24 protein-coding genes are annotated in these 24,931 nt (G+C 72.4%); 6 read left to right on the plus strand and 18 right to left on the minus strand.

The annotated features are described in order from the left end of the window. Window positions 1–33 precede the first annotated feature (33 nt). Window positions 34–453: a hypothetical protein gene (locus ABZ459_RS22670; RefSeq protein ID WP_357973277.1), complete on the minus strand. Its 420-nt coding sequence runs from the start codon at window positions 451–453 to the stop codon at window positions 34–36. Window positions 454–467: 14 nt separating this feature from the next. Next, the gene (locus tag ABZ459_RS22675) at window positions 468–1,460 is read right to left on the minus strand and encodes a methionine synthase (RefSeq protein ID WP_357973280.1); all 993 of its coding nucleotides are present in this window, start codon (window positions 1,458–1,460) and stop codon (window positions 468–470) included. 24 nt (window positions 1,461–1,484) lie between these two features. On the opposite strand from ABZ459_RS22675, the gene ABZ459_RS22680 reads away from it, so the two are divergent. Next, window positions 1,485–2,117 (plus strand): MBL fold metallo-hydrolase, encoded by a 633-nt coding sequence (locus ABZ459_RS22680; RefSeq protein WP_357973283.1) that lies wholly within the window; start codon window positions 1,485–1,487, stop codon window positions 2,115–2,117. On the opposite strand, the gene mnmA is transcribed toward ABZ459_RS22680, so the two are convergent. Continuing rightward, complete coding sequence (mnmA, locus tag ABZ459_RS22685; protein WP_357973286.1) at window positions 2,114–3,172, minus strand: tRNA 2-thiouridine(34) synthase MnmA; 1,059 nt, start codon at window positions 3,170–3,172, stop codon at window positions 2,114–2,116. The two genes, ABZ459_RS22680 and mnmA, sit on opposite strands and share 4 nt — an antisense overlap. A 67-nt stretch (window positions 3,173–3,239) precedes the next feature. Here mnmA and ABZ459_RS22690 point away from each other — a divergent pair, with 67 nt between their 5' ends. Beyond that, the gene (locus tag ABZ459_RS22690; protein ID WP_357973289.1) at window positions 3,240–4,292 is read left to right on the plus strand and encodes a DUF695 domain-containing protein; all 1,053 of its coding nucleotides are present in this window, start codon (window positions 3,240–3,242) and stop codon (window positions 4,290–4,292) included. Here the strand turns inward: ABZ459_RS22690 and ABZ459_RS22695 are convergent. After that, window positions 4,285–5,448 (minus strand): cysteine desulfurase family protein, encoded by a 1,164-nt coding sequence (locus ABZ459_RS22695; RefSeq protein WP_357973292.1) that lies wholly within the window; start codon window positions 5,446–5,448, stop codon window positions 4,285–4,287. The two genes, ABZ459_RS22690 and ABZ459_RS22695, sit on opposite strands and share 8 nt — an antisense overlap. A gap of 53 nt (window positions 5,449–5,501) precedes the next feature. On the opposite strand from ABZ459_RS22695, the gene ABZ459_RS22700 reads away from it, so the two are divergent. From ABZ459_RS22700 to ABZ459_RS22710, 3 genes are all read left to right on the plus strand, one after another. Next, the gene (locus ABZ459_RS22700) at window positions 5,502–6,011 is read left to right on the plus strand and encodes a TetR/AcrR family transcriptional regulator (protein WP_357973295.1); all 510 of its coding nucleotides are present in this window, start codon (window positions 5,502–5,504) and stop codon (window positions 6,009–6,011) included. A 1,058-nt stretch (window positions 6,012–7,069) separates the two neighbouring features. Beyond that, window positions 7,070–8,257 carry an MFS transporter gene (locus ABZ459_RS22705; RefSeq protein ID WP_357973298.1) on the plus strand — a complete coding sequence of 396 codons (1,188 nt, stop codon included), beginning with the start codon at window positions 7,070–7,072 and terminating at the stop codon, window positions 8,255–8,257. A gap of 70 nt (window positions 8,258–8,327) precedes the next feature. Next, on the plus strand, window positions 8,328–8,996 hold the full coding sequence (locus ABZ459_RS22710; RefSeq protein ID WP_357973301.1) for a rhomboid family intramembrane serine protease: 669 nt from the start codon (window positions 8,328–8,330) through the stop codon (window positions 8,994–8,996). 75 nt (window positions 8,997–9,071) lie between these two features. On the opposite strand, the gene ABZ459_RS22715 is transcribed toward ABZ459_RS22710, so the two are convergent. The 12 genes from ABZ459_RS22715 to ABZ459_RS22770 form a co-directional block, all read right to left on the minus strand. Next, complete coding sequence (locus ABZ459_RS22715; RefSeq protein ID WP_357973305.1) at window positions 9,072–10,025, minus strand: electron transfer flavoprotein subunit alpha/FixB family protein; 954 nt, start codon at window positions 10,023–10,025, stop codon at window positions 9,072–9,074. Between the two features lie 19 nt (window positions 10,026–10,044). Next, entirely contained in the window at window positions 10,045–10,824 is a 780-nt protein-coding gene (locus ABZ459_RS22720) for an electron transfer flavoprotein subunit beta/FixA family protein (protein WP_352329623.1), read from the minus strand. A gap of 252 nt (window positions 10,825–11,076) precedes the next feature. Then, complete coding sequence (locus ABZ459_RS22725; RefSeq protein WP_357973308.1) at window positions 11,077–12,297, minus strand: serine/threonine-protein kinase; 1,221 nt, start codon at window positions 12,295–12,297, stop codon at window positions 11,077–11,079. Between the two features lie 35 nt (window positions 12,298–12,332). Continuing rightward, complete coding sequence (locus tag ABZ459_RS22730) at window positions 12,333–14,096, minus strand: serine/threonine-protein kinase (RefSeq protein ID WP_357973311.1); 1,764 nt, start codon at window positions 14,094–14,096, stop codon at window positions 12,333–12,335. A gap of 16 nt (window positions 14,097–14,112) precedes the next feature. Then, window positions 14,113–16,221, minus strand: a complete 2,109-nt coding sequence (locus ABZ459_RS22735; RefSeq protein ID WP_357973314.1) for a protein kinase — start codon at window positions 16,219–16,221, stop codon at window positions 14,113–14,115. A gap of 126 nt (window positions 16,222–16,347) precedes the next feature. Beyond that, entirely contained in the window at window positions 16,348–16,860 is a 513-nt protein-coding gene (locus ABZ459_RS22740; RefSeq protein ID WP_357973317.1) for a YbaK/EbsC family protein, read from the minus strand. A gap of 64 nt (window positions 16,861–16,924) precedes the next feature. Continuing rightward, window positions 16,925–18,481: a flavin monoamine oxidase family protein gene (locus ABZ459_RS22745; RefSeq protein ID WP_357973320.1), complete on the minus strand. Its 1,557-nt coding sequence runs from the start codon at window positions 18,479–18,481 to the stop codon at window positions 16,925–16,927. Window positions 18,482–18,511: 30 nt separating this feature from the next. Next, entirely contained in the window at window positions 18,512–19,354 is an 843-nt protein-coding gene (locus tag ABZ459_RS22750; protein ID WP_357973323.1) for a M55 family metallopeptidase, read from the minus strand. A 43-nt stretch (window positions 19,355–19,397) separates the two neighbouring features. Continuing rightward, window positions 19,398–20,603 carry a DUF6395 domain-containing protein gene (locus ABZ459_RS22755; RefSeq protein WP_357973326.1) on the minus strand — a complete coding sequence of 402 codons (1,206 nt, stop codon included), beginning with the start codon at window positions 20,601–20,603 and terminating at the stop codon, window positions 19,398–19,400. Further along, a complete protein-coding gene (locus ABZ459_RS22760) occupies window positions 20,594–20,941 on the minus strand; it encodes a hypothetical protein (protein ID WP_357973329.1) in 348 nt (115 codons plus the stop codon). The genes ABZ459_RS22755 and ABZ459_RS22760 overlap by 10 nt, the downstream gene beginning before the upstream one ends. Before the next feature lie 80 nt (window positions 20,942–21,021). Beyond that, on the minus strand, window positions 21,022–21,795 hold the full coding sequence (locus tag ABZ459_RS22765) for an enoyl-CoA hydratase-related protein (RefSeq protein ID WP_357973332.1): 774 nt from the start codon (window positions 21,793–21,795) through the stop codon (window positions 21,022–21,024). Between the two features lie 27 nt (window positions 21,796–21,822). Then, entirely contained in the window at window positions 21,823–22,479 is a 657-nt protein-coding gene (locus tag ABZ459_RS22770; protein ID WP_357973335.1) for an endonuclease, read from the minus strand. Window positions 22,480–22,580: 101 nt separating this feature from the next. On the opposite strand from ABZ459_RS22770, the gene ABZ459_RS22775 reads away from it, so the two are divergent. Further along, entirely contained in the window at window positions 22,581–22,865 is a 285-nt protein-coding gene (locus tag ABZ459_RS22775; RefSeq protein WP_352328823.1) for a Fe-S cluster assembly protein HesB, read from the plus strand. A 58-nt stretch (window positions 22,866–22,923) separates the two neighbouring features. On the opposite strand, the gene ABZ459_RS22780 is transcribed toward ABZ459_RS22775, so the two are convergent. Then, on the minus strand, window positions 22,924–23,982 hold the full coding sequence (locus ABZ459_RS22780; protein WP_357973338.1) for a 3-deoxy-7-phosphoheptulonate synthase: 1,059 nt from the start codon (window positions 23,980–23,982) through the stop codon (window positions 22,924–22,926). Between the two features lie 249 nt (window positions 23,983–24,231). Beyond that, the gene (locus ABZ459_RS22785; protein WP_357973341.1) at window positions 24,232–24,924 is read right to left on the minus strand and encodes a CBS domain-containing protein; all 693 of its coding nucleotides are present in this window, start codon (window positions 24,922–24,924) and stop codon (window positions 24,232–24,234) included. Between the last annotated feature and the right edge of the window lie 7 nt (window positions 24,925–24,931).

A 24,931-nucleotide genomic window follows, 5' to 3' on the forward strand; every position in this document is an offset into this window, starting at 1 on the left:
ACCGCCGGGCCCCGACAGGAACGACTCCGCCGGTCATCCGCCCTGGGCCCAGACGCCTTCCCAGACCGAGCAGTTACCGGTGATCTTCCTTGCCGTGCCCCGGCAGACCCTGCCCTCGATGGAGAGCATGTAGCCGGTCTTGAGCGAGAACTCCAGCGGCTTGGTGCCCGAGCAGTTGCGGTACGTCTTGTGCCCGTCGCCGCCGCCGTCCTTGACCCAGCGCAGCTGCAACCACGAGCACCCGGAACGGCCGGGGAAGTCGTACAGCCTGCCGCTGACCACGAACCCCGGCCGGTCGAGCAGGACCTTGCCCTTGGCCTTCCCAGCCCGGTCGGCGGAGTAGATCGACCCCCAGCTCCAGATCTCGGGGTTGGCCGAGGCCCCGGCGGGGACGGCGATCGAGGCGGACGCGATCAGCATGGCGGCACCGACGGCCAGAGCGCGAACAATCATGGCAAGGACGCTACTCAGCCGCCTTGCATCCCGCTTGCCGGATCGTCCTTGAGCACCTGGGCGGCCTTCCTGCACGCCGCCAGGGCCGCGCGCGCGTAGCGGGGCGAGGCTCCGGCGAGGCCGCAGGCGGGCGTCAGCGTGACCTTGGCGGCCAGCCCGTCGGGGGCGAACCCGAGCCGCCGCCACAGCTCCACCGCGGGCCTGGCGACCACCCCGGTGTCCGGCAGCGCGACATCCCTGCCCGGCACGACGCCGAGCAGCAGGCCCGCACCGGCCTCGAAGAGCTCGCCGAGCTGGTCGTCGTCCCTGCGGCGCAGCAGCGACGCGTCGACCGACACCGCGCGCGCCCCGGCCCGCCGCAGCAGCGCATAAGGCACCCCGGGCGCGCAGCAGTGGACCACCGCGTCGGGGAACAGCCGCAGCGACTCCTCCACCCGCCACTCCTCGACCGCCGCCAGCCGCCCGAACCCGGACGCGGTCGGGACCGTGCCCGCCAGCACGCCCGGCAGCCCAGGCTCGTCGAGCTGCAGCACGATCTCGGTGACCCCCGGCAACCGCCGCCGTACCTCGGCGCAGTGGTCGGCGACCCCCTGGGCCAGCGACGCGACCAGGTCGCGCACGGCGCCCGCGTCGGAGAGCATCTTGTCGCCGTACTTCAGCTCAAGGGACCCGGCCAGCGTCCACGGCCCGCACACCTGCAGCTTGAGCGGCCCGGAGTAGTCGTGCGCGACCTCCTCCAGCCCGTCGAGGTCGCGGCGCAGGTGGTCGACGGCCCGCTGATGGTCGCGGCCGGGCCGGTCGGCCAGCCGCCACCCGGACGGCTGCACCTCGACCGGCAGGTCGATCAGCAGCCCGGCCGTCCTGCCGACCATGTCGGCGCCGACCCCGCGGGCCGGCAGCTCCGGCAGGTACGGCAGGCCGGGCAACTCGCCGAACACGACACGGATCGCCTCAAGATGATCCTCACCCGGATGTGACCCGACCCCGGTGGCTTCCCACGTAGACATGGGCACAAGCGTAGGCTCTGCCGAATGGAGCTCACCAAACTCACGCACGCCTGCGTACGCCTTGAGAAGAACGGCAAGGTCCTGGTCATCGACCCGGGCACCTTCTCGCAGGAGCCGGTGCTCGACGGGGTCGACGCGGTTCTGATCACCCATCAGCACTTCGACCACTTCGACATCGAGAAGCTGAAGGCCGCCCCCGCCGGGGTCGAGGTCTGGACGTGCGAGGGCGTCGCGGCCGCGCTGACCGACGTGCCGGTCAAGGTCCAGGTGGTCCGGCACGGCGATTCCTTCGACGCGGCCGGTTTCCGGGTGAAGGCGTTCGGCGAGTGGCACAGCAAGAACCACCCCGACGCGCCCGTCGTGCAGAATGTCGGTTTCATGCTCGACGACGAGGTGTTCTACCCCGGCGACGCGCTCACCTTGCCCGGTGTCGAGGTGCCCACCCTCCTCGCGCCGACCAACGCCCCCTGGATGAAGCTCAGCGAGATGGTCGAGTACCTGCGCACGGTCCGCCCGGCCCGCGCGTTCTCCACGCACGACGGCCTGCTCAACGACATCGGCCTGTCGCTGGTGGACAACTACCTGGAGCTGGAGTCGGAGAAGCAGGGCGCCGACATGCGCCGGCTCAGGGTCGGCGAGTCGGTGACGCTGCCCTAGGCGGCCGAGACGATGGTGGCCGAGCCGATGACCGTGTCGCCGGAGTAGAGCACGGCCGCCTGGCCCGCCGCGACGCCGGTGGCCGGGCGGTCGAGGTCGATGCGCAGGCCGCCCGCCTCCTCCTCGAAGCGGCAGCCGTAGACCTCGCCGTGGGCCCTGAGCTGCACGGTCAGGTCGTCGAGGCGGGACGGGCCGTTCCAGACCGGGCGGACGCAGGAGATCGAGGTGACCTCCAGCGCCGAGCGCGGGCCGACCGTGACCGTGTTGGAGACCGGCTCGATCGACAACACGTAGCGCGGCCTGCCGTCGGCGGCCGGACGGTCGATGTGCAGGCCCTTGCGCTGGCCGACCGTGAAGCCGTGGGCGCCCTGGTGGGTGCCCACCACCGCGCCCTCCTGGTCGACGATCGGGCCTTCCTCGGCGCCGAGCCGGCCGGCCAGGAAGCCGCGGGTGTCGCCGTCGGCGATGAAGCAGATGTCGTGGCTGTCGGGCTTGTCGGCGACGGTCAGGCCGCGCCGCGCGGCCTCCTCGCGCACCTCGGCCTTGGTGGAGCCGCCGAGCGGGAAGATCGCGTGGCTGAGCTGCTCACGGGTGAGCACCCCCAGCACGTACGACTGGTCCTTGCCCTGGTCGACGCTCCTGGACAGCACGCCGTCGGACAGCTTGGCGTGGTGGCCGGTCGCGACGGCGTCGAAGCCGAGGGCGAGCGCCCGGTCGAGCACCGCCTCGAACTTGATCTTCTCGTTGCACCGCAGGCACGGGTTGGGTGTGCGGCCCGCGGCGTATTCGGCCACGAAGTCCTCCACCACGTCGCGCTGGAACCTCTCGGCCATGTCCCAGATGTAGAACGGGATGCCGATCACGTCCGCGGCCCGCCGCGCGTCGCGGGAGTCCTCGATCGTGCAGCAGCCCCGCGCACCCGTGCGGTGGGATTGAGGGTTGGCCGACAGGGCCAGATGCACACCAGTGACGTCGTGACCGGCCTCGGCTATCCGGGCGGCGGCCACGGCGGAATCGACGCCGCCCGACATGGCGGCAAGCACACGCAGTCCCATGACCGTTCCAGCGTACTGTCCGGCGGAGAGTGCGCGGCCATCGGCTCCGTCTGGAAGGATTCAGCGCATGCGACTGTTCGGGCGCAAGGACGAAGAAGAAGAGGCCGGCCGGCCCGGCGACGGCGTGGCCGCGTTCTGGGCGTGGTGGCAGGAGGCCAGGCCGCGGCTCGACTCGCTGGTGGCGGCGGGCACGGCCGACGGCATCGAGGAGCTGGTAGCGCCCGCCGTGGCCGCGATCGACCCCGGCCTGGTCTGGGAGGTGGCGCCCGGCAGGAACGCCGCGCACGCCCTGGTGGTGACCGCGGCCGGCGACGCCGAGCTGCGCTCGCTCGCCCACCGCTGGGCCAGGGCCGCGCCGCCGGCCGACCTGTTGTGGGAGTTCCATCCGTCCCGGCAGGCCAACCCGCAGGCGCTGGAGCTGACGCTCGACGTGGGCGGGTTCGAGTTCGCGCTCGACAAGCTGGTCTTCGGGCTGCGCGTGCCGCGCAACCAGCCGCGCGTCGACGTGGCCGCCCACCACCCGATCTTCAGCGAGCTCGACGAGGAGACCCGCCTGGAGGCGACGCTGCTCGCCCTCGACTGGCTGCTGGGCGAGGACGACGTCGCCAGGTGGGTGGGCGAGATCACGCCCGCCACGTTCCAGCCGATCGACGCGGTCGCCGCCGTCCACCTGCCCGCCGTGGTCGCCGACCTGGCCTCGGGCTACCAGGGCGAGGAGTGGCTGCTGCTGGAGGGCCAGACCGGCGAGGGCGCGTCGCTGGTGGCCACCGCGCGCTTCCCGCTGCGACCCGTCGACCACCCGCTGCTCGACCAGCACATCGAGATCACGCTCCCGTACGCCCACCGCGACGCCGACGGCCTGCCCGTCGGCGATTCGCTGAAGGCGTTGCGCGACTTCGAGGAGCGCCTGGCCGCCCGCCTGCTCAAACTTCGCGACGACGCCCTGCTGGCCGCGCACCTGAGCGCCGCCGGCCACCGGGTCATCCACGTCTACGCCGACCCGGCCTCCGACGCGGCGATCCACGCCAAGGAGCTGATCGTGAGCTGGGAGGAGGGCGAGCCGCGGGTCGACGTGGGCAGTGACCCCGCCTGGGCCGCGGTCTCCCCCTTCCTCAGCTGAGCCCGGCCCTGCGGGCCCGTTCGACGGCCGCGGGCAGCACCTCGATCAGGCGGTCGACGTCGGCGCCTGTCGAGGTGTGGCCCAGGGTGAACCTGAGCGAGCCGCGCGCGGCCGCCGCGTCGGCGCCCATCGCGAGCAGCACGTGCGAGGGCTGCGCCACGCCCGCCGAGCAGGCCGAGCCGGTCGAGCACTCCACGCCCTTGGCGTCGAGCAGCATGAGCAGCGCGTCGCCCTCGCAGCCGGGGAAGGAGAAGTGGGCGTTGCCGGGCAGCCGGCCGGTCGGGTCGCCGTTGAGCACGACGTCGGGGACGGCCTGGCGGACGCGCTGGATGAGCTCGTCGCGCAGCGCCGTCAGGCGGCGGCCCAGGGCCTCCTGCTCCTTCACGGCGGTCCGCACGGCGGCGGCCAGACCCGCGATGGCGGGCGCGTCGAGCGTGCCGGAGCGCACGTCGCGCTCCTGACCTCCGCCGTGCTGCACCGACACCGGGGTCAGCCCCCTGGTCAGCAGCAGCGCGCCGACGCCCATCGGGCCGCCGACCTTGTGGCCGGTCAGCGTGAGCGCGTCGGCGCCGGACTCGGCGAACGACACCGGGAGCTGGCCGATCGCCTGCACCGCGTCGGTGTGGAACGGGACGCCGTGGTCGTGGGCGACGGCCGCCAGCACGTGGACCGGCTGGACCGTGCCCACCTCGTTGTTGGCCCACATGACGCTGATCATGGCGACGTCGTCGGGGTCGCGCTCGATGGCGGCGCGCAGCGTGTCGGGATGGACCCGGCCGTATTCGTCGACGTCGAGCAGCTCGACCTCGGCGCCCTGGCTCTCGGCCAGCCACGCGGCCGGGTCGAGCGCGGCGTGGTGCTCGACGGAGCTGAGCAGGATGCGCCGCCGGGGCCTGCGCGCCCAGTAGAGGCCCTTGATCGCGAGGTTGTCGGCCTCGGTGCCGCCCGAGGTGAACACGACCTCGCTCGGCCGGGCCCCCAGGGCGTCGGCGATGCTCTCGCGGGACTCCTCGACGACCCTGCGCACCTGACGGCCTGCGGCGTGCAGCGAGGAGGCGTTGCCGACGCGTTTGAGTTGCTCCGTCATGGCCTCGATCGCTTCGGGCAGCATGGGCGTGGTCGCCGCATGATCAAGATAGGCCGACGGTCGTGTCACCAGATCAGGGTATCTCGTTTGCCACTGTACCGTCCGGACGGTACAGTTAAGGCATGCGAAGGGACGAGCTGTTGGACGCGGCGGAAGACCTCCTGTGCGACCAGGGGTCGGCCGCGCTGACGCTGTCCGCCGTGGCCGACCGGGCCGGGGTGAGCAAGGGCGGCCTTCTTTACCACTTCGGCACCAAAGAGGCCCTGATCAAGGGCATGGTCGAACGACTGATCGAAGAGTTCGACGACCTGATGACCGCGCAGCCCGACGGCACGTACACCGAGCGCTACCTCGGCGCCACGCTGATCGCCGTGCGCTCGGGGCGGCTCCGAAGATGGGCCGTCGTGACGGGTGCGTCGGGGAACCTCTTCCTGCTCGCGCCGCTGCGGGAGGCGATGTCGCGATGGCACCGGGAGGGGTTGAGCGACGAGCCCGACCCGCTGGCCGCGCAGATCGTGCGGCTGGCGTGCGAGGGGTTGTGGGACGTGGCCAGCCATGACCCGCAGCTCAACTCGGAGGCGGACCTGCGTGCCCTCGAAGCCCGGCTGAGAGCGCTGCTCAAACCCGGCTGAACCGGCTGCTTCCGGTGTGTCGGGAGTCACTGTGGTCCCGGGAATGCGCCTGGGTCACTTCTGGTTCAGCTGTCGGAGCTTCGATCACGGAGCTTTCCGCAGTTCTCTGCGGCTTTCTGTGGCTTCTGTGGTGGACCGGAACGGATGGGAGGGGGCCTCGCGATGACGATCCCGTGCTCCCACGACCCCTGTCCCGTGGCCTTCGCCCGCTCTTCCTCCAGACCGAGCGCCTCGGCGGCGCCCTCCGTCCCCGTCAGACCGGCCCATACGGGCTGGGCGGGCCGGACGCGTAGGCCCCCGTCAGGCAGACGGTAGGCCGGAGGGCGCGGCGATCGGGCGAGTGGCGGGACAGATCTGGTCCGGCCGTCAGCCCGACAGGGCCGACCGTCCGGCCATGACGCGGGCCACGATCGAGAGCCCGGGTCGCTCACCGAGCACCACGAGCTGACCCCGACCGGCACCAGCCGGCCACCCGCTCCCCGACACCACCCACCCGTGCCCTCAGCCGCGTCTCAGCGCACCCAAGGGCCCCGAACCGACCGACCGCCTCAACCCACGCCGGTCGCCCGACCTGGGCCTGCCAACACCCGCACGGCCCCCGCTCGCCCTCCAAGCAGACCCGTCGACAAGCCAAGTCGCTCGGCTCCGTGGGGGCCGGGCGGCCGAGCCAGCCCTACGGGTGCTCAGGCGCAGGTCGGCCGGGCACTAGCGACGTAGGACCAGCCGGACGCTGGGGTGAGCCGGGCCGCAGGCCCGGCTGGCCGGTCCGGAGGACCTCAGGCACAGGAACCGTCGGGCCGACCGAGCACTCGGTGAGCCGGATCGGCGGCGAACTGACCAAAGGCACGAAGGCCGGGCCGGCGAACCGGCCGCGCATTCGGGCGGGCCGGGCCAGAGGCTCGGGGCCGGGCCGAAGGCTTGGGGCCGGGGCGGTCGGTCCGGGTCTGGTCGGTGGTTTTTTGTCCCTTCGAGTGTTCATCCCCCCAGATTTTCCGGGCGCCCCCGCAAGGGGGTGCCTGATTTGTGGCGAAATAACGAGTTTGTGAGAGGTGTGCCATATGACCCGCGACCTGAGGACGGCCCGCTACGGGGCGATCCTCACCTTCGTCCTCGGCGGCCTGATGGTGGGCACGATGACCGTGCGCATCCCCGCCCTGACCGACAAACTCGGCCTGTCCGAGTCCACGGTCGGCGCGGTGCTCCTCGCATGGGGCCTCGGGGCCCTCGTGACCATGCAGTCCATGCGACGGATCATGGCCCGCGCGGGCAGCAGGGCGGTTCTGCGGATCGGCGCCCCACTCACCGCGATCGGCCTGCTGGCCGTCGCCTTCGCCCCGAACCTGCCCCTCCTTGTCGTGGCCGCCACGTTCTTCGGCATGGCCTTCGGCACCGTGGACGTCGCCATGAACGCCCAGGGCTCCACCGTCGAGCAGGCGTACGGCCGTCCGCTGATGAACGGCATGCACGCCGGCTGGTGCGTGGGCGCCATCTCGGCGGGCGCCCTGGGCAGCCTGTCGATCGCCGCCGGCCTGTCGTTCACCGCCAACCTGGCGCTGGTCGCCCTGGTCTCGCTGCCGGTCGCGGTGCTGCTCGGCCGTACGTACCTGCCGGAGGCCCCGGTGACGGAGGCGGCGCGCACGGCCCGGCACCGCATGCCGGCGATCGTCTACCTGCTCGGCGCGATCATGTTCTTCGCTTTCATGGTCGAGGGCATGGTCGCCGACTGGAACGGCCTGTACATGCGCAACGAGCTCGGCGCGCCCGAGGCGCTGGCCGCGCTCGGCTACCCGGTGTTCGAGGCCGGCATGCTGCTGGCCAGGCTCACCGGTGACCGGCTGCGCTCCCGGTTCGGGGTGCGCGGCATGCTGGGCGTGTCCGGCGTGGCCACGGCCGGGTTCTTCACGGTCGTGCTGATGGCTCCGGCGGCGCTGGTGGCGGTGCTGGCGATGTTCTTCGTCGGGCTCGGCGTGGCGACGATCGCGCCGCTGACGCTGTCCCTGGCGGGCACCGCGACCGACGCCCCCGGACCGGCCATCGCCCAGGCGGGCGCCATGGGCTACGCGGGCCTGCTGCTCGGCCCGGTGGCGATCGGCTTCCTGTCGGACGCCACCTCGCTGCGCGGCGCGCTCGGCATCGCGGTCGTCCTGGGCGTGCTGATCGCCGTGGCGTCGCGGTTCCTGCCCAGGCGGGAGGCGCCGGTGTTCGGAGCCGTTCCGGTGCGGGAGCCGGTGAAGGTCGCCGCGTAGGACATTTGTCATGCCAAGCCTCGTACATCCATCCATGTCCGATTCATGGAGAGCGTGCGAGGCTTAGGCGGTGTTCAAGCCATATGCCACTGGCGTCGTCCTCGTCGGCACGGCGGTTCCGAGCCTCCTGCAGTTCGCCGTCCCGGGGCTGGAGGCCGGGTGGATGCGGGATCCGGCGGCGATCTCCGGCGGCGAATGGTGGCGGCTGGGGACGGCGCTGCTCGTCCAGGACGGCGGCGCGTTCGGCACCCTGTTCAACCTGGCGTTCCTCGCGGTGCTCGGCTATGTCGCCGAGCGCGCGCTCGGCCCCGGGCGCTGGCTCCTGCTCTACGCCTCGGGCGCGGTCGCGGGCGAGGCCGCCGGTTACCTCATGCACGACCCCGGCGCCGGCAACTCGGTCGCCCTCTGCGGCCTGGCCGGCGGCCTCGCCGTGGCCGCCTCCGGCGCCCTGGAACGCTCGCTGGGCACGTTCTACGCGGTCGTCTCGGGCGCCTGGACGTTGTCGGCGTTCGGCACGGCCGGCGTGGTGCTCATGGTCGTCCTGGCCGGGGCCGGCTTCCAGCTCGTGGTGCACCGCGACCGCGTTCCCGCCCCGCTGTTCCCGGCGGTCGCCGCGGCGGCCGCCGTCGTCCTGTGCGCCCTGCCGGACCTGCACGGCTTCGCCCTGCTGGCCGGCGTCCTCGCGGGATGGGCACTGAAGGCGGCCGGCGCCCGGACCGCGCCCGCCACCTCCGCCTGAGACGGCGAAGCGGCGCCGCACGTCGTGCGGCGCCGCTTCCGTCCGGGCGCTACCCGCGCCCGCCGATCTCTGACGCTACTTGCGCTTGCCGACCTCTTCGGTGAGCTGCGGGACGACCTGGTGCAGGTCGCCCACGACCCCGTAGTCGGCGAGCTCGAAGATCGGCGCCTCGGGGTCCTTGTTGATCGCGATGATGGTCTTCGCGGTCTGCATGCCGGCCCGGTGCTGGATGGCGCCGGAGATCCCGGCCGCGATGTAGAGCTGCGGCGAGACCGTCTTGCCCGTCTGGCCCACCTGGAACTGGTGGGGGTACCAGCCGGCGTCCGTGGCGGCACGCGAGGCGCCGACGGCCGCGCCCAGCGCGTCGGCCAGGCCCTCGATGACGGAGAAGTTCTCGGCGGAGCCCACGCCCCGGCCGCCGGAGACCACGATCGCGGCCTCGGTCAGCTCGGGCCTGGCGCCCTTCTCCTGCTTGACGCGCTCGACGATGCGGGCGGCCTTGGCCGCCTCGCTCAGCGCGACCGACACCTCCTCGACGGCGCCGGCGCCCGCGGCGGCCTGCGGGGCCGTCGAGTTCGGGCGTACGGCGACGATCGGGGTGCCCCTGCGCACCTTGGAGTGCACGTTGACGCCGCCACCGAAGATCGACTGGTCGGCCACGAAGCCCTCGGACAGGCCCACGGCGTCGGTGATGACGCCGGAGTCGGTCTTGACGGCCAGGCGACCGGCGACCTCCTTGCCCTCGGCCGTGGCGGCCACGAGCACCGCGGCGGGCGACTTCTCGGCGACGAGCTGCGCCAGCAGCTCGGCCTTGGGCGCCACCACGTGGTCGACGATGTCGGCGGACCCGGCGTTGTAGATCGTCTCGGCGCCGTACTCGGCCAGCTTGGCCTTGGCGGCGTCGCCGAGGCCGGGGCCGGCCCAGACGGCGGCGGGCGTGCCGAGCGAGCGGGCCAGGGTCAGCAGTTCGAGCGTGACCTTCTTGACCTCGCCGTCGACCTGCTCCACGAGAACGAGAATCTCCGACATATCAGTAAAACCCCCGTTCTCAGATGAACTTCTTGGAGGCGAGGAAGTCGGCGGCCTTCGAGCCTCCGTCGCCCTCGTCCTTGACGATCGTGCCGGCGGCGCGCGGCGGCGCGGCGGCGAAGTCGACCACCTCGGACCAGGCGGCGCCCAGGCCGACCTGGGCGGCGTCGATCTCGGCGTCGGCGATGGCCAGCGTCTCGACCGGCTTCTTCTTGGCCGCCATGATGCCCTTGAAGGACGGGTAACGCGGCTCGTTGATCTTCTCGACCACGGACACGACGGCCGGCAGCGAGGCCTGGACCTTGTCGAAGCCGTAGTCGGTGATGCGCTGGACGCTGATCGAGGAGCCCTCGATCTCGACCTTGTTGGCCAGGGTGAGCTGGGCCGTGCCCAGGCGCTCGGCCAGCATCGCGGCCAGCACGCCGGTGCGGGCGTCGGTCGACTCCGAGCCCAGGACGACCAGGTCGAACCCGATCTTCTTGAGCACCTGGGCCATCGCGTACGAGGTGGACAGCGCGTCGGAGCCGTGCAGCGCGTCGTCGCTCAGGTGGACCGCCTTGTCGGCGCCCATCGCCAGGGCCTTGCGGATGGTCTCGGTGGCCTTGCCCGGGCCCATGGTGAGCACGGTGACCTCGCCACCGTGCGCCTCCTTGAGCTTCAGCGCCTCCTCGACCGCGTACTCGTCAAGCTCGTTGACCACGCCGTCGACGGCGTCACGATCGAGCGTGTTGTCATCGGACCGCAGCTTGCGCTCGGTCGCCGTATCGGGGACCTGCTTCACGCAGACGACGATGTTCATGGCCGGTGGCCGACCTCCCGTGTTAGCGTGCGCCCACCGCGTCGCTGCGATAGGCGCCGAATGCAATGCTGACCAGACTGCCAGGTTCCCGACGGGCTCCTGACACGGGGTGGGTCAGAGTCGTGCCCTGGCTCCCGCGGTCATGTTACCCATGGGTAGCTTACGCGCAAACTGGCGGTTCCCGCGTGAAGCCCTACCCTTCCCACCATACCGAACTTTATTCGGTACGTTCCGACCGCCCCCGGAGGGAAATCAGGCGGACAACAGGAACACGATGCCCACCACCAGGGCCGTACCCGCGAACAGGGCCAGTGTGAACGTGCTGAACACCGCGGCGAGCCCGAAGCACAACCCCACCGCCCCCGCCACGCTCACCAGGTCGGCCACCATCCGGCTCCGCCGGTACGGCCCACGCGAGAGCAGCGCCACCCCCGCGTCGCTCACCACCGCCAGCACGTAGGCGGCCAGCAGGAACAGCGCCACCTCGGGCAGCGGCTCGCGGGCGGCCGCCGCCAGCAGCGACACGAACAGGCCCGAGCCGATCAGCCACCGCCTGCGCACCTTCTCCCGGTGCCGCGCCCTGGACTCCTCGACCGACCTGCGACGGCCGTCGCCCGGCCGCCACTCTCTCGTGCTCATGTCGTCGGCCGGCCGGGGACGCGCCGCCGGGGCCGAGGGACGGGGGCCGGTCTGCCGTACGTGCGGGACGGGGGCGACGCCCAGCCGGGCGCAGATCTGCGCGGCCGTGGGCCGCGCGGCGGGGTCGGTGGCCAGGCACTCGCGTAACAGCGGCGCCAGCCAGTCCGGCACGCCCTCCAGGTCGGGCGGATGGTGCACGACCCGGTAGGCCACCGCCGAGGCCGGCCCCTGCCCGTACGGCTGCCGCCCGGTCGCGGCGTAGGCGAGCGTCGCGCCGAAGGAGAACACGTCGGCCTCGACGCCCGCGCTCCCGCCTTCGAGAAGCTCCGGAGCCAGGTAGCCGGGCGTGCCGACCACCGCGCCCGACGCGGTGACCGACAACGAGTCGAGCGCGCTGGCGATGCCGAAGTCGATGACGACCGGGCCGTCCTCGCTCATCATCACGTTGGCCGGCTTGAGGTCGCGGTGGACCACCCCGGACTCGTGCATGGCCAGCAGCGCGTCGGCCAGCCCCGAGGCCAGGGGACCGAGCTCGGCCACGGGCACGGGCACGGCGCTGAGCGGGCGGCCCTGGACGTAGCGGGTCACCAGGTAGGGTCTGGGGCCCTCCAGCGAGGCGTCGAGCACCTCGGCGACGTGCGGCCCGCCGACCCGGCGCATCGTCTCGACCTCGCGGTCGAGCCTGCCCAGCGCGAGGGCGTCGGCCGCGACGTGCGGATGCAGCACCTTGACCGCGACCGTGCGCCCCTGGGTGTCGAGCGCCAGGTGGACCTCGCCGAAGCCGCCCGCGCCGAGCCTGGAGAGAAGCTCATAAGGGCCGAGGCGCTCGCTCATACCTCATCTCTCCCCCGTCGGGCCGAGGGGGACACTCACGACCACGGAGTCAGGAAGCCCAACCCCAGCCCGTCGAGCAGACTTTCGATCAGGCCGGTGATCAGCCCGATCGTGCTCTGCCTGGCGTCGCTCGCCAGGTCGTCGATCACGCTCTGGGGGGCCCGCCAGGGCGTCCAGACCGGGTCCTGGCCGAGCGCGAACATCACCGCGAACAGCGCGGCCGTGCCCACCGCGACGACCGCGACCAGCGCGGCGCCGGGGCTGCGCAGCACGCCGGTGAGCGTACGGGTCACGGCCTTGCGCGGCGCGCCGCCGCCCGGGAGCACGAACAGGCCCCCGGCGAACGCGCCGGCCGCGTAGGCGGCGGCCTGGTTCGTGCCCATGCCGCCGGCCCAGTGGAGCGCGCCCCACACGCACGCGCCGAACAGCAGCGCGAGCGGCACGTGCACCAGCGTCACCAGCGCGGACTTGACCAGCGCCCACGGCGTGCCGACCAGCGCGAGCAGCGGGTCGGCCGAGCTGCTGCCGCGGATCTGGCGCCGCTTGACCATGTCGCCGAAGAGGTATTCGCCCACGCGCAGCACCACCGCGAGCGCGACGGCCACCGCGCCCATGACGACGGGCATCATGACGGTCAGCGCCACCAGCGTGACCAGCAGCAGCAACCCGGTCACCTGGGCGCCGAACAGGTACCTCTTCCGCTCCGCCGGCGGCACGTGGCCGCGCGGCTGGGGCGGCGGCGTGTAGGGGCGCGGTTGCGGCGGCGGCGCCGGGTAGCCGGCCACCCGCTGGTCGGTGCGCGGCACCGGGCGCGCCGAGGTGGGCGCGGGCACGTAGGGCGGCGGCCGCTCCTCCCGCCGCGCGGGCGGCGGCGGGGGCGGGGGCGCGGGCTTGCGGTACTCGACCGGCGGCAGCAGGTCGGAGAACGTGTCCATGGCGCGCGTGCCGCTGCCGATGCGCTTGGTGCCGGTCGGCCCCTCGATCTCGTTGAACGTCGTCACCGACGGGTCGAGCTCCCTGGCCATCCGCAGCAGCTCATGGGCGCCCGGCCGGGCGGCGGGATCGACCCGCAGCGCGCGCGACAACCAGCCGCGCAGCCACGCGGGCGCCCGGTCGAGCTGGGCCCGCCCTTCCATGATGTTGAAGCAGACCGCCTCGAACGTCCCGGTGCCGAACGGGGGCGCGCCCGTGGCGGCGAAGAACACCGTCGAGGCCAGCGCGTGCACGTCGGCCGCCTGGGTGATGTCGGAGTCGCGGATGATCTCGGGCGCCAGGTAGCCGGGCGTGCCGACGAACATGCCGGTCTGGGTCAGCCGGGTCGCGTTCACCAGGTGGGCGATGCCGAAGTCGATGACCAGCGGCTCGCCGTCGACCAGCATGACGTTGGACGGCTTGAAGTCACGGTGGATCACGTCGGCCGCGTGGATGGCGACCAGCGCCTGGCACAGCCCCTGGGCCAGCCTGATGACCTGCCGCGCCTCCAGGGCGCCCTCGGTCAGCACGGTCTCCTCGAGCGTGCGCCCGGGGGCGAAGCGGGTCACGACGTAGGGCTGGCCCCCCACCAGCTCGGCGTCGATGACCTCGGCGACGTACGGACTGCGCACCCGGCGCATGGTCTCGACCTCGCGCGTGAGCCGGTCGCGGGCCTTGAGGTCGGCGGCCACGTGCGGGTGGAGCACCTTGATGGCGACCTCGCGGCCCTCACCGTCGAGACCCAGGTGGACGACCCCCATGCCGCCCTCGCCGATCTTCCTGACGATGCGGTAGGGGCCGAGGCGTTCCGGCGCTTGGATGCTCATCGCCACCTTCCTCGGCTCAGCCGCCCTTCAGGCTGGTGAGTTGCTCTGTCACGGGTGTGACGTCCAGTGGACTCCATACACTCCCCCTTGCCGTGTCCCCGAACGTGCCGTAGGCGAGGATCAGCGAGAGCGCGGCGCCCGCCGCCAGGACTCCCGCCATCGCCATGGCCGCTGTCCTCGAGGGTACGAGCGATGAGAGCGTTCTGCGCATCTGCCGCCCCGGGCCCTCGACGCCCGGCCCCGCGCAGAGGGTCCAGAGCGCGACCGCGGCCCCCCACGCGAGGGCGTTGGCCGAGTTCATCTTGACCACCACGCTGAGCAGCAGCGTCACCGGCAGGCCGAGGATCAGGGCGTACAGGACGAGCGCGACCGTGATACCCACGGACTTGGCCAGCGCCTGCGGCCGGGCGAAGACCCTGAACACGTCGAGGGCGGCGGACCCGGCGGGCCTGCGGCCGCTCAGCGCCGGCTGGGCGAGGTCGGCCGCGCGCAGCAGCACGGCGATCGGGATCGCCACCACCGCCACCAGGACGGGAGCCGTCACCGCCGCCACGATCATGAGGATCAGCAGCATGGCGCTCGCCACCCCGTACGCCTTCGAGCGCTGCAGCGCCTGCCCCGGACGCCCGCCCGCGTTGTACGGCTCGCGAGCGGCCTGCGGGTCCTGGGACGGGTATTGCGGCTGCGCCGGGATGTAGGGCGGCGGCTGCACGGGCACCGGGCCGTAGTTCGCCGGTTCCTGGCCGGAGTTGAACCGGCCGTGGTCGACCGGCTGGGCGCCGGACCCGAGCCGGCCGTGGTCGACCGGCTGGGGGCCGGAGCTGAGCCGGCCGAACTCGGCCGAGTCCGGGCGCACGCGCCGGGTGGGCACGTCGGCCTCGTGCGGGTTGACCTGCGGGTGCGACTGCGGCTGGGGCTGGGGGTGCGGCGGAGGCTGCTGCTGCGGCCAGGGCTGGCTGGGCCCCGCCTCGCGCTGGATCTGGCGCAGCTCCTCCGGCGAGACCCGGCGGGTCGGCCACGGGTCGCCCGCGCCCTGGTCCGGCAGCGCCGCGCCCTGTTCGGGCAGCCCGGCGCCGGGCAGCGGGGCCGCCTGGTTGGGCAGCCCGGCCGCCTGGTTGGGCAGCAGCGAGACGAAGTGCGGGTCGGCGGGCGGCGCGACCGGCTGCTCCTGGCCGTCGATCAGCCGGCGCGGCGTCATCGGCGGCGTGGAGACGTCGTAGGAGGGCTTCTCCCCCACGAACGGCGGCCGCCTGGTCGGGTAGTCGTCGGGCGCGTCGGGCCGCGGGACGGTGGAGATCTCGTCGGGCCCGCCGCGCGGCGGCCTCGGCAACATGCGGGCCGTCTGCTCGGCCAGGTCGGCGGCCTTGGGCCGCTTGGCCGGGTTGCGCTGGAAGCCCGCCTTGAGCAGCGGCTGCAGCTCGGCCGGCACGCCGCTGATGTCGGCCTTGCCGGCGGTGATGTTGTAGAAGATCATCTCCAGCGTGCCCTTGCCGAAGGGCGGCTGGCCGGTGGCGGCGTAGAGCAGCGTGCCCGCCCAGGCGTGGATGTCGACCTCGGGACCGGCCTCCTGGCCCTCGATGATCTCGGGCGCGAGGTAGCCGGGCGTGCCGATGAACATGCCGGTCTGGGTCAGCCTGGTCGCGTCGACCGCCTGGGCGATGCCGAAGTCGATCAGGACGGGCTCGCCGTCGAGGATCAGCACGTTGCCCGGTTTGAGGTCACGGTGGATCACGCCGACGGAGTGGACGACGGCCAGCGCGGAGGCCACCCCGTGGGCGAGCCGGACCAGCGCGGGCAGGTCGAGCGGCCCGTCGTCCTTGACGATCTCGTCGAGCGGACGGCCGGGCACGTAACGCGTGACGATGTAGGGACGATGACCGGTTACATCCGCATCGACCACTTCTGCGATGAATTTGCTGCGGACCCGGCGCATGGTCTCGACCTCGCGCGAAAGCCGTCGCCTGGCGACCTCGTCACCGGCGACCTCTCCGCGCAGGACCTTGACCGCCACCTGTCGCCCCTGGGGGTCGACAGCGAGGTGGACAACGCCCATCCCGCCTTCACCGAGCCGCCTGAGCAGCCGGTAAGGGCCTAGTCGGTCATCGTTCATGGCATGAAGCACCATACCGGCTTAATCCCCGCCCACGAGATGAACCATGAGGCCACATTCCCACTCGTACAACGTCCGATACGGCCTCATCGGTTTCCCATCCAACGGTCTCGAATTGGCTTCAGTTCGGCTTCGGGGCCTTCAGGTCGTCAGGGACAGGACCTCGGCGCCCTTCAGCCCGGCCAGCGCGGCGCCCGGCACGGCGAGCTTCGACCTGCGCACGCCGCTGCCGATCACCACTCTGGGATGGTCGGCGACGTGCACGTCGACCAGGACGGGCCAGTCGCCGGGCAGCCCGAGCGGGGTGATGCCGCCGTACTCCATGCCGGTCAGCTCGACCGCGTCGGCCATCGGCGCGAAGCTCGCTTTCCGGGCGTCAAGGTGCTTGCGCACCACGCCGTTGACGTCGACGCGCATCGTCGCGAGCACCATGCAGGCGGCGTAGCGGGTCTCGCCGCCGCGCTTGGCGGCCACGACCACGCAGTTGGCCGACTCGTCGAGCCGTACGCCGTAGCGCTCGCAGAACGCGGCCGTGTCGGCCAGGTCGGGGTCGATCTCCGCCACCTCGGCGCCCTCGACGCCCGGCACGGCGAACACCACCGGATCGGCCAGCAGGTCGGTGCGGTCGGTCGCGGGCACCCAGTGCAACGTCATCCTCGTCTCCTCGATCGCTCTTCCTTGACCGACCCTATGCCGGTCGAGGAAGTGGCGTGCGACGTCACGCGGACTGCAGCACCCGCTGGTGCAGCAGGGTGACGGCGCTGCGGGCCGACTCCATGGCGCCTGCCTGCCAGGCGATCAAGTGGGTGAGCCAGTCACCCGCGAAGTAGACCCTTCCGGCGGGGCGTTGCAGAAGAGTGAAGGACGAATCAAAGGACGGCCAGTACATCCAGCCTCCCTGGATGTGCTCCTGGCGGTGCCAGGCGATCGAGACGCTGGACAGCAGGTTCTGGCGGTATTTGTCGCCGTGGATCTTCCGGCCCTGGGTGAGTGCCTTCCGCCTTCTGTCCTCGGGGGTCAGGGAGCCGTACAGCTCGGCGTTCTGCTCGGTGTTGTAGTAGCCGACGATCAGGCCGCGTTCGGAGTGGTAACCGTGGGAGGGGTACCAGATGTGGGTGATGTCCAGGTCGGTCTCGGTGACGCCGCCGTAGATGCGGTCCTCCAGCTCCCACCAGCGCCTGCCGTACTCCAGGCCGATCTTGCCGGCGGCGATCGGGATGGGGGTGCTCAGTGCGCTGGTGACCTGCGCTCCGAGGTTGTGCGGGATCTTGGCGAGGAGGTGCGGGGGAAGGGTGGCGATGCAGTAGTCGGCCTTGACGGTGCCGCCGTCGTACGCCACCTCGACGCCGTCGTCCAGGGTCGTGATCCTGGTGACCTTGGCGCCGGTCCTGATCCGGTCGGGCCCTACGGCCTCGGTCAGTTTCCTGACGATCGCGTCCATGCCGCCGACCGGCTGGAACATGGGGGTGGCCATGTCGTAGCCGAAGTCGTTGGTGATGGCGCGGCCGGTGGCGGCGGCCAGCACGTCGTGGAGGGTGCCGGGGGGCGGGATGGGGGTGCCGCCGTCGAGCGCCGGGTACTTGGTGAAGCCGCGCCGGGGTGAGCCCTCGTAGTCGAGCTTGGGTCCGAGGTCGCCGAACCGGCGGAGGAACTCCAGCAGGCGTTGCCGGTCGTCGGCGGTGATCGCCTTGTCGAGCGCGCCGATATTTGTGGCCTTGGCCAGCAATTCTGCGACATATCCGTACATATCGGCTCGGGCGGTGCGGGCCCGCACCGTCTTGCCGTTGGTGTGGACGTACGCGGCGGCGTTGTTGTTGACGAACGTCTCGATCGGGACGCCCAGCTCCCTGCAGTAGTCGAGGGTGACCATCCAGGGGGCGATGCGGCCGGGCCCGGCGTTGAAGTAGACGCCCTCGCCGAGCTTGACGTCCTGGGCCGGGCCGTTCAGCTCGGTCAGGCGGTCGCCGCCGCGCAGCGTGAGGTTCCTCCCGCCGGCCCTGCCCCTGGCTTCGAGCAGGGTGCAGTCGTAGCCGGCCTTGCCCAGCTCGTACGCGGCGGTCAGCCCCGCCACGCCCGCGCCGAGGATCACCACCTTGGCCGCGCCCTTGCCGCGCAGGGAGAAGTCGCCGGGGCGCGGCGCGGCGAACTCCTTGTCCTGCTCCGAGGGGGCGAGCCCGAGCGCGCCCATGGCGGCGTACATGGCGCCCGCGCCGCCCACCGCTCCGATCCCGACGAGCAGCCCCCGCCGGGTCAGCGCCGCGCCTTCCACCGTCACCCGCTCCCTAGGTCAGCAGTTACCGACATCTCAGCCGTACGGCCCGCTGCCGCAGGCCACCTGGCCGCCGATGGTGGCGAAGATCCCGAGCAGCGCCATGATCTGGCGGAAGTCGTCGGTGGTGAACTCGGTGTGCCGGGAGCCGACCGTCTTCACCCCGGGCACCAGCGCCACCGCCGCCGCGATGGCGGTCGAGTTCCACTCCACCCCCAGCGTGTACGGCGCCTCCACCCGATAAGGCGTGAAGTCGCTCAACCGGGACAGCCCACGAGCGGCGGCCTCACGGATCTTCGCCTGGGCGACGCTCGGCGGCAGCAACTCGGCCGAGAACTTGTCGATCCCCTTCTTCACCGCGACCGTCTCGACGTCGCCGAGCAGCTCGCGCGCCTCCTCGCCGACGGCCTCGTCCCCCGTCACCAGCACGACGGGCACGCCGTGGAAGCCCGCGCACGCCGCGACCAGCCGGGTCTCGCCGCACAGCTCGCCGTTGAGGTAGACGTTCTGGATCTCCTTGCCCATCCACGTGTGGTTGAGCACGCCGTGCTGGACGCCGGCCATGGCGTGGTAGCCCACGAAGCACGCGGCCTGGAACGTGCCGTCGAGCCCCTGGGCCATGCGCTGGGCCTTGCCCGGCCCCCGGATCAGGGTGGCCCGCGGGTCCAGGAGGTCGATCCGCAGGTTCTTGGTGGATCCGTGAGCGTCGTTGACCAGCACCGAGCCCGCCCCCGCGGCGAACGCGCCCTCGACGGCGGCGTTGGCGTCGGCGGTCATCAGCTCGCAGCCGCGGTCGTAGCCGCGTTTGCCGGCGTGCATCTCCTCGGGGTCGGTCAGCCCCGTCACGCCCTCCATGTCCACCGACAGGTAAACCTTCACGCAGTCAACTCCTCGCACTTCGCCGGATCCGCCCCGCGGACGGTCACGCGCCCCACGTCTCCACCCGCCGTACCTCGGCCTCGGTCATGAGACCGACCTGATCGGTCAGGAAGGCGGCCGCCTCCGCCCGCCACGGCTCGGGGATCTCCTCGATCGCCGGCGGGTAGCAGTGGTCGAGCCAGCTCGTGGACTCCTCGGTGGCCTCGAAGTGGTCGAGGGCCTTGGCGAAGAGGGACCGTTCGACGCCGGGGATCCGGGCGAGGCCGTACTCGACCATCTCCTGCCCCCCGAAGGGGGGCGGCCGCAGCCACTTGCGGGCCACGGGACGGTCGGCGGTGAGGGGCGTGTCCAGCGGACGGCGCTCGACGGCGGCCTGGATGAGCTCCTTGTACAGGCACTTGCCGCAGGTGCGGCAGGGGCCGTCGGTGCCGCGCAGGCACCAGCGCACCTGGTCCTTGAGCTCGGAGTTCAGCGCCAGCCGCATGGTGACGGCCTCGCTCACCCCGCCGACCGGGAGCACGATGTGCACGCCCGCGGCGGCGAACAACCGGCCCCACGCGCCGTGCGGCGCCCACATGGGGTTGTCAGGCGTGAACCGCAACAAGTAACGGTCACCGCCGAGCCAGCGTGAACCGAGTTCATAGCCGAAGCCCAGGCCGCCGAGGTTCATCCGGTCGGCCAGCAGGAGCGCCCCCGCCGCGACGGCGTGGTGCTCCGGATAGCCCGGACGCGGCTCGGCGAGGGTGAACTCCAGGTCGGAGGTGACGGTGGTGAGCTCGCGACCGGTCTGCTCGGCCAGCTTGGCCAGCACGTCGGAGCGGTAGTGCGGCCACCGGTTGGGCACCCTCGGATGCGGCACCCGCCGAAAGTGCACGAACTGCGCCGACGGATGGATGGCCGCCGCGGCCACGGAGTCCGCGCCGCCGCTGTAGGAGATGGCGAGCCGGTCCCCGGCCCGGCGCGGCTCGGCCCCGACCGGCCCGGCCTCGATGCCCCACCCGTCGTGCAGGGCCGCGGCCACCTCGGCGGAGACGGCCCGGTCGAACGTGATCCGCCGTCTGGTCCAGGGCGCCACGATCGTCCAGGCGGCCACGGCGAACAGGTCGGGGTGGGCGTCGGCGGGCACGCCGCCGATCGAGCAGGAGTTGGTGGCCAGCTTGACGGGATGTTCGTCGGCCGCCCTGCCGGTGATCTCGTCCTCGGGGTCGAGACGGAAGGTCAGCTCGCCGCCGGACCAGGTCACGCGCACGGCCGGCCCCCCTCGGGGACGCGGGCCCGCAGGTCGTCGATGGCCTGCCAGACGAGCACCTCGTTCTGGAGCACGCCGTCGAGTGCCTGCGCGGTCTCCTGCGCCAGCCGGTACGTGTCGTCGACCCTGGCCTTGTCGATCACCGGCCCGGCCGCCGGGCGGGCGTTCCGCAGCCGCTCGACCTCGCCCTGCAGGGTCGCCATCTCCCTGCGCAGGGTCTGGACCTCCCAGAGCGCGTCCCGGATGTCCTGCCGGTGGTCGGCGACGGAGATGTAACGGGAGTCGAACCACGTACGCACGGCTTTACGCAGCCGGGCGGGGACCGGGACGCGCATCATGAAACGCCACCATACTGGCAAACCCGCTTCCCCTTGGACGGCCTACTCCAAAGGGTCGCAATCGTATGGCGGCCGGGCGGTCACCGTCCGGTGAACTTGGCCTTGGCCTTCTCCGCGAAGGCCCGCATGCCGATCCTGGCGTCGTCGGTGGCGAACAGGCCGGAGAAGTGCAGGCGCTCGATCTCCAGGCCGGAGTCGAGGTCGACCTCGGCTCCCTGATCGACGGCCTGCTTGGCGGCGCGCAGCGCCACGGCCGGGCCGCCGACGAACGTGGCCGCCCACTCCAGGGCCGCCGTGTAGACCTGCTCGTCCGGCACCACCCGGTCGACCAGCCCGATGGCCAGGGCCTCGGCGGCGGGGACGTGCCGGCCGGTGAAGATCAGATCCTTGGCGCGGGACGGGCCGACGAGCCGGGGCAGGCGCTGCGTGCCGCCCGCGCCCGGGATGAGCCCGAGCAGGATCTCCGGCTGGCCGAGCCGGGCCGACTCGCCCGCCACCCTGAAGTCGGCGCACAGGGCCAGCTCGCAGCCGCCGCCCAGGGCGTAGCCGGCGACGGCGGCGATGACCGGCTTGCCGATGCGGGCCACCGTGGTGAAGCACGCCTGGAGCGTGCGGGAGTGGGTGGACATGTCGGCATAGGACATGTCGGCCATCTCCTTGACGTCCACGCCGGCGGCGAAGACCCGCTCGCCGCCGTAGAGGATCACCGCCTGCACCTGGTCGTCGGCATCGACCTGAAGCGCCGCCTCGACGAGCTCCCGTTGCGTCTGAACGTCGATCGCGTTCATCTTCGGACGGTCAAGACGGATCGTGGCGATCTGGTCGGCCACCTCGACGCTCACAAACTCACCCATGAGCCGAACCTAACAGAGCGCCCCCGCTCACCCCGCCGCGGCCGACTTCACCTCGTCGGCGGCCTTCTTACTGGTCGACACGCGTACCAGCGCCGCCGACAGGCGGGCGAGCTCGTCGCCGGAGCGGGCCAGGCGGGCCAGGCCGCGTTCCTGGCGCGGCAGCCCGAGCCGGGCCGCGCCGTCCAGCACCCGCCCGTCCAGGTGCGGCGCGACCTGCGGCCAGACGCCCTGGACCTCGCGCAGGAAGATGTCGGCGCCGGTCGGGCCGATGCCGGGGAACTCCCGGAGCAGCTCGCCGATGCGCCCGGGGTCGCCCCCGGCCTCGTCGCGCAACCTGCGCAGGTCGCCCTTCCAGCGGTCGAGCAGCAGTTCGGCGCCCCTGCCGAGCATGGTCGAGGTGCGTTCGTCGTAACGCCGGTAGTGGCCGCGGCCGAGGGCGTCCACGCGGTCCTGCCAGCTCGCCCGCGCCATGTCCCGCGGCGTGCGGTACCCGGCGGCGAACAGCTCGCGCGCCGCCGCCACCGCCACCCCGGACGAGATGCGCGCGCTGAGCAGCGTGGCCAGCACGAGGAGCTGGTACAGCGGCCGCGGCCGGTCGGCGAGCCGGATGCCCGCCTCCGCGGCGAACGTCTGGCCGCACTGTTCGAGCAGGGCGTCCAGCACGCCCTTGTCCTTGTCAGCCATGACGCTCCGCTACCCCCATGGCGGGCGCTCATCCCGGCCCGGCGCGTTTGCCTCCCTGGTCGCGGGGGAGGCGGGGGGTCTCCAGCGAGAAGGAGAGCATCGTGCTGACTTTGACTGACAACGCCGTGGTCGCGATCCGTGACCTGATGGTCGGCGAGGACGTGCCCGCGCACGCCGGCCTGCGGATCGCCGCCAAGCCGGACGAGGCGGGCGCCTTGGAGGTGTCGCTGGCGAGCACGCCGTACGCCGGGGACCAGGTCATCGAGCAGGGGGACGTGCGCGTCTTCGTGGCCGAGGACGCGGCGCCCATCCTCGACGACAAGTCGCTGGACGCCCAGCCGGGCACGCCGGGGCACCCGACGTTCCGGCTGGACCGCCGCACCTGACCGGCCCTGCCGGGCTTCCGGCGGCCCGCCCGCCACCTCGGGGGCCGCCGGGAGACCGTCAGCCGGCGGCGCGACCGGCGCGCACGGCGTCGGCCAGCTCGGCCAGCAGGCGCTCGGTCTTCTCCCAGCCCACGCAGGCGTCGGTGATGCTCTGCCCGTACGTCAGGCCCTCGGCCGGGCCGGGCTCCTGCCGCCCCGGCACCAGGAAGCTCTCCACCATCAGCCCCGCGATGCCCTTCTCGCCCGCCGCCAGGCGTCCGGCCACCTCGCGCACCACCGCCGCCTGCCGTACGTGGTCCTTGCCGCTGTTGCCGTGGCTGGCGTCGATGATCAGCCGCTCCGGCAGGCCGGCCTTGGCCAGCAGCGCGAGCGCGTCGCCGATGGACTGGGGGTCGTAGTTCGGGCCGGTGCGCCCGCCGCGCAGGATGACGTGGCAGTCGGGGTTGCCGGTGGTCGAGACGACCGCGGCCCGGCCCTCGTCGTCGATGCCGAAGAACACCTGCGGGTGCGCGGCGGCCTTCACGCCGTCGATGGCCACCTGCACGTCGCCGTCGGTGGCGTTCTTGAAGCCGACCGGCATGGACAGGCCGGAGGTGAGCTGGCGGTGCACCTGGCTCTCGGGCGTGCGCGCGCCGATCGCGCCCCAGGTGACGGCGTCGGCGATGTACTGCGGGCTGGTGGGCTCAAGGAACTCGCAGCCCACCGGCAGCCCGGTGTCGAGCACGTCGAGCAGCACCGTCCTGGCCAGGCGCAGCCCGCGCTGGACGTCGTGGCCGCCGTCGATGTCCGGGTCGTTGATCAGGCCCTTCCAGCCGATGGTGGTACGCGGCTTCTCGAAGTACACCCGCATGACCACGCACAGGGCGTCGCCGAGGTCGCGGGTGGCGGCGGCCAGGCGGCGGGCGTAGTCGAGCGCGGCCTCCGGGTCGTGCACCGAGCACGGGCCGACGATGAGCAGCAGGCGGTCGTCGTCGCCGGCGAGCACGTCGCGCACGGCGTTCCTGCTCGCCGCCACCAGCGCCTCACGCTCGGGGCCGAGCGGCTGTTCACCGATGAGCTCGCGGGGCGTGGGCAGGGGTTCGAACGAGGTGATACGCAGGTCGCTGGTCGTGGTCATGGGCTGGTCCTCCGCTTTCGCTGGAAGTTCGAAGGCGGTACGGCCCACATCCGTGGCCCCCGGAGCCGTCCGCCTGAACGACGAAAGGCAGAGACGGGACGTCTCTGCCTTTGGGCTCCGGGTGATCAGTAAGTCAGCGCATGTGACCTTCGGCTCCACCCGGAGCCGCCACATAGCGCCAAAATCGGCTGATCACTGACATGCTGTCGACGCTAGCAGACGCCGGGTGACGGCTCCAAATCCCGTCCGCTATCCGAGATCGGATTCCCAGCCGGGTTCGCGCAGGTCGCCGAGCCCGTAGAGACCGACCAGGGTGCCGTCGGCGCGGGTGACGACGACGTGGTCGACGTTCGCGCCTTCCATGCGGGTGGCCAGGGCGTCGAGCTGCTCGCTGGGCCGTACGGTGGTGACGCCGGTGTTCATGGCGGCCTCGGCGGTGCCGGTCAGGTCGGCGCCCTTGAGCTCGCGCGACCCGATGACACCCTGCACCACCTCGTCCCGGTCCACCACGACCGCGAGCCCGGCCGGGTCGGCGACGATGCGCTCGCTGAGCTCCTCCAGCGGATCCTCCAGGTCCGCCGTGACCGGGTCGCGCCGGGCGCCGGAGCCCACCAGGACGGCCTCCCCCTCGTACGGCAGGTCGGCCGACAGCCAGTCCATCTTGCCCAGGCCGTAGTCGTGCACGTCGGCAAAGCCCAGCCGGGCCAGCCGGTGGGCGGCGCGCGGGCTCAGGTCGCAGAGCCAGTCGTGGCAGTAGACGACGACCGGGCGCGACCGGTCCAGCAGGTCGTCGGCCAGCCGGTCGAGCGAGCCGAGCGGCAGGTGCACGGCGCCGGGCAGGTGCGCCCAGGCGTACTCGCGCTCGGGCAGCACCTCGGCGAGTTGGGCGTCGCGCGTCGCGAGCAGGTCCTGGACGCCGACGCGGTCGATGATGCCGGTCATCAGGCCC

The organism is Nonomuraea sp. NPDC005692 (assembly GCF_040631115.1).
In the GTDB taxonomy this organism is placed as follows: Bacteria; Actinomycetota; Actinomycetes; order Streptosporangiales; family Streptosporangiaceae; genus Nonomuraea.

Coding starts and splice junctions, on each gene's coding strand:
- ABZ459_RS22760 (WP_357973329.1), bottom strand. CDS start 20,941: ATGATGCGCGTCCCGGTCCCCGCCCGGCTGCGTAAAGCCGTGCGTACG.
- ABZ459_RS22785 (WP_357973341.1), bottom strand. CDS start 24,924: ATGACCGGCATCATCGACCGCGTCGGCGTCCAGGACCTGCTCGCGACG.
- ABZ459_RS22780 (WP_357973338.1), bottom strand. CDS start 23,982: ATGACCACGACCAGCGACCTGCGTATCACCTCGTTCGAACCCCTGCCC.
- ABZ459_RS22680 (WP_357973283.1), top strand. CDS start 1,485: ATGGAGCTCACCAAACTCACGCACGCCTGCGTACGCCTTGAGAAGAAC.
- ABZ459_RS22765 (WP_357973332.1), bottom strand. CDS start 21,795: ATGGGTGAGTTTGTGAGCGTCGAGGTGGCCGACCAGATCGCCACGATC.
- ABZ459_RS22700 (WP_357973295.1), top strand. CDS start 5,502: ATGCGAAGGGACGAGCTGTTGGACGCGGCGGAAGACCTCCTGTGCGAC.
- ABZ459_RS22730 (WP_357973311.1), bottom strand. CDS start 14,096: ATGAGCATCCAAGCGCCGGAACGCCTCGGCCCCTACCGCATCGTCAGG.
- ABZ459_RS22715 (WP_357973305.1), bottom strand. CDS start 10,025: ATGTCGGAGATTCTCGTTCTCGTGGAGCAGGTCGACGGCGAGGTCAAG.
- ABZ459_RS22740 (WP_357973317.1), bottom strand. CDS start 16,860: ATGACGTTGCACTGGGTGCCCGCGACCGACCGCACCGACCTGCTGGCC.
- ABZ459_RS22670 (WP_357973277.1), bottom strand. CDS start 453: ATGATTGTTCGCGCTCTGGCCGTCGGTGCCGCCATGCTGATCGCGTCC.
- mnmA (WP_357973286.1), bottom strand. CDS start 3,172: ATGGGACTGCGTGTGCTTGCCGCCATGTCGGGCGGCGTCGATTCCGCC.
- ABZ459_RS22705 (WP_357973298.1), top strand. CDS start 7,070: ATGACCCGCGACCTGAGGACGGCCCGCTACGGGGCGATCCTCACCTTC.
- ABZ459_RS22690 (WP_357973289.1), top strand. CDS start 3,240: ATGCGACTGTTCGGGCGCAAGGACGAAGAAGAAGAGGCCGGCCGGCCC.
- ABZ459_RS22725 (WP_357973308.1), bottom strand. CDS start 12,297: ATGAGCGAGCGCCTCGGCCCTTATGAGCTTCTCTCCAGGCTCGGCGCG.
- ABZ459_RS22720 (WP_352329623.1), bottom strand. CDS start 10,824: ATGAACATCGTCGTCTGCGTGAAGCAGGTCCCCGATACGGCGACCGAG.
- ABZ459_RS22735 (WP_357973314.1), bottom strand. CDS start 16,221: ATGGTGCTTCATGCCATGAACGATGACCGACTAGGCCCTTACCGGCTG.
- ABZ459_RS22675 (WP_357973280.1), bottom strand. CDS start 1,460: ATGTCTACGTGGGAAGCCACCGGGGTCGGGTCACATCCGGGTGAGGAT.
- ABZ459_RS22770 (WP_357973335.1), bottom strand. CDS start 22,479: ATGGCTGACAAGGACAAGGGCGTGCTGGACGCCCTGCTCGAACAGTGC.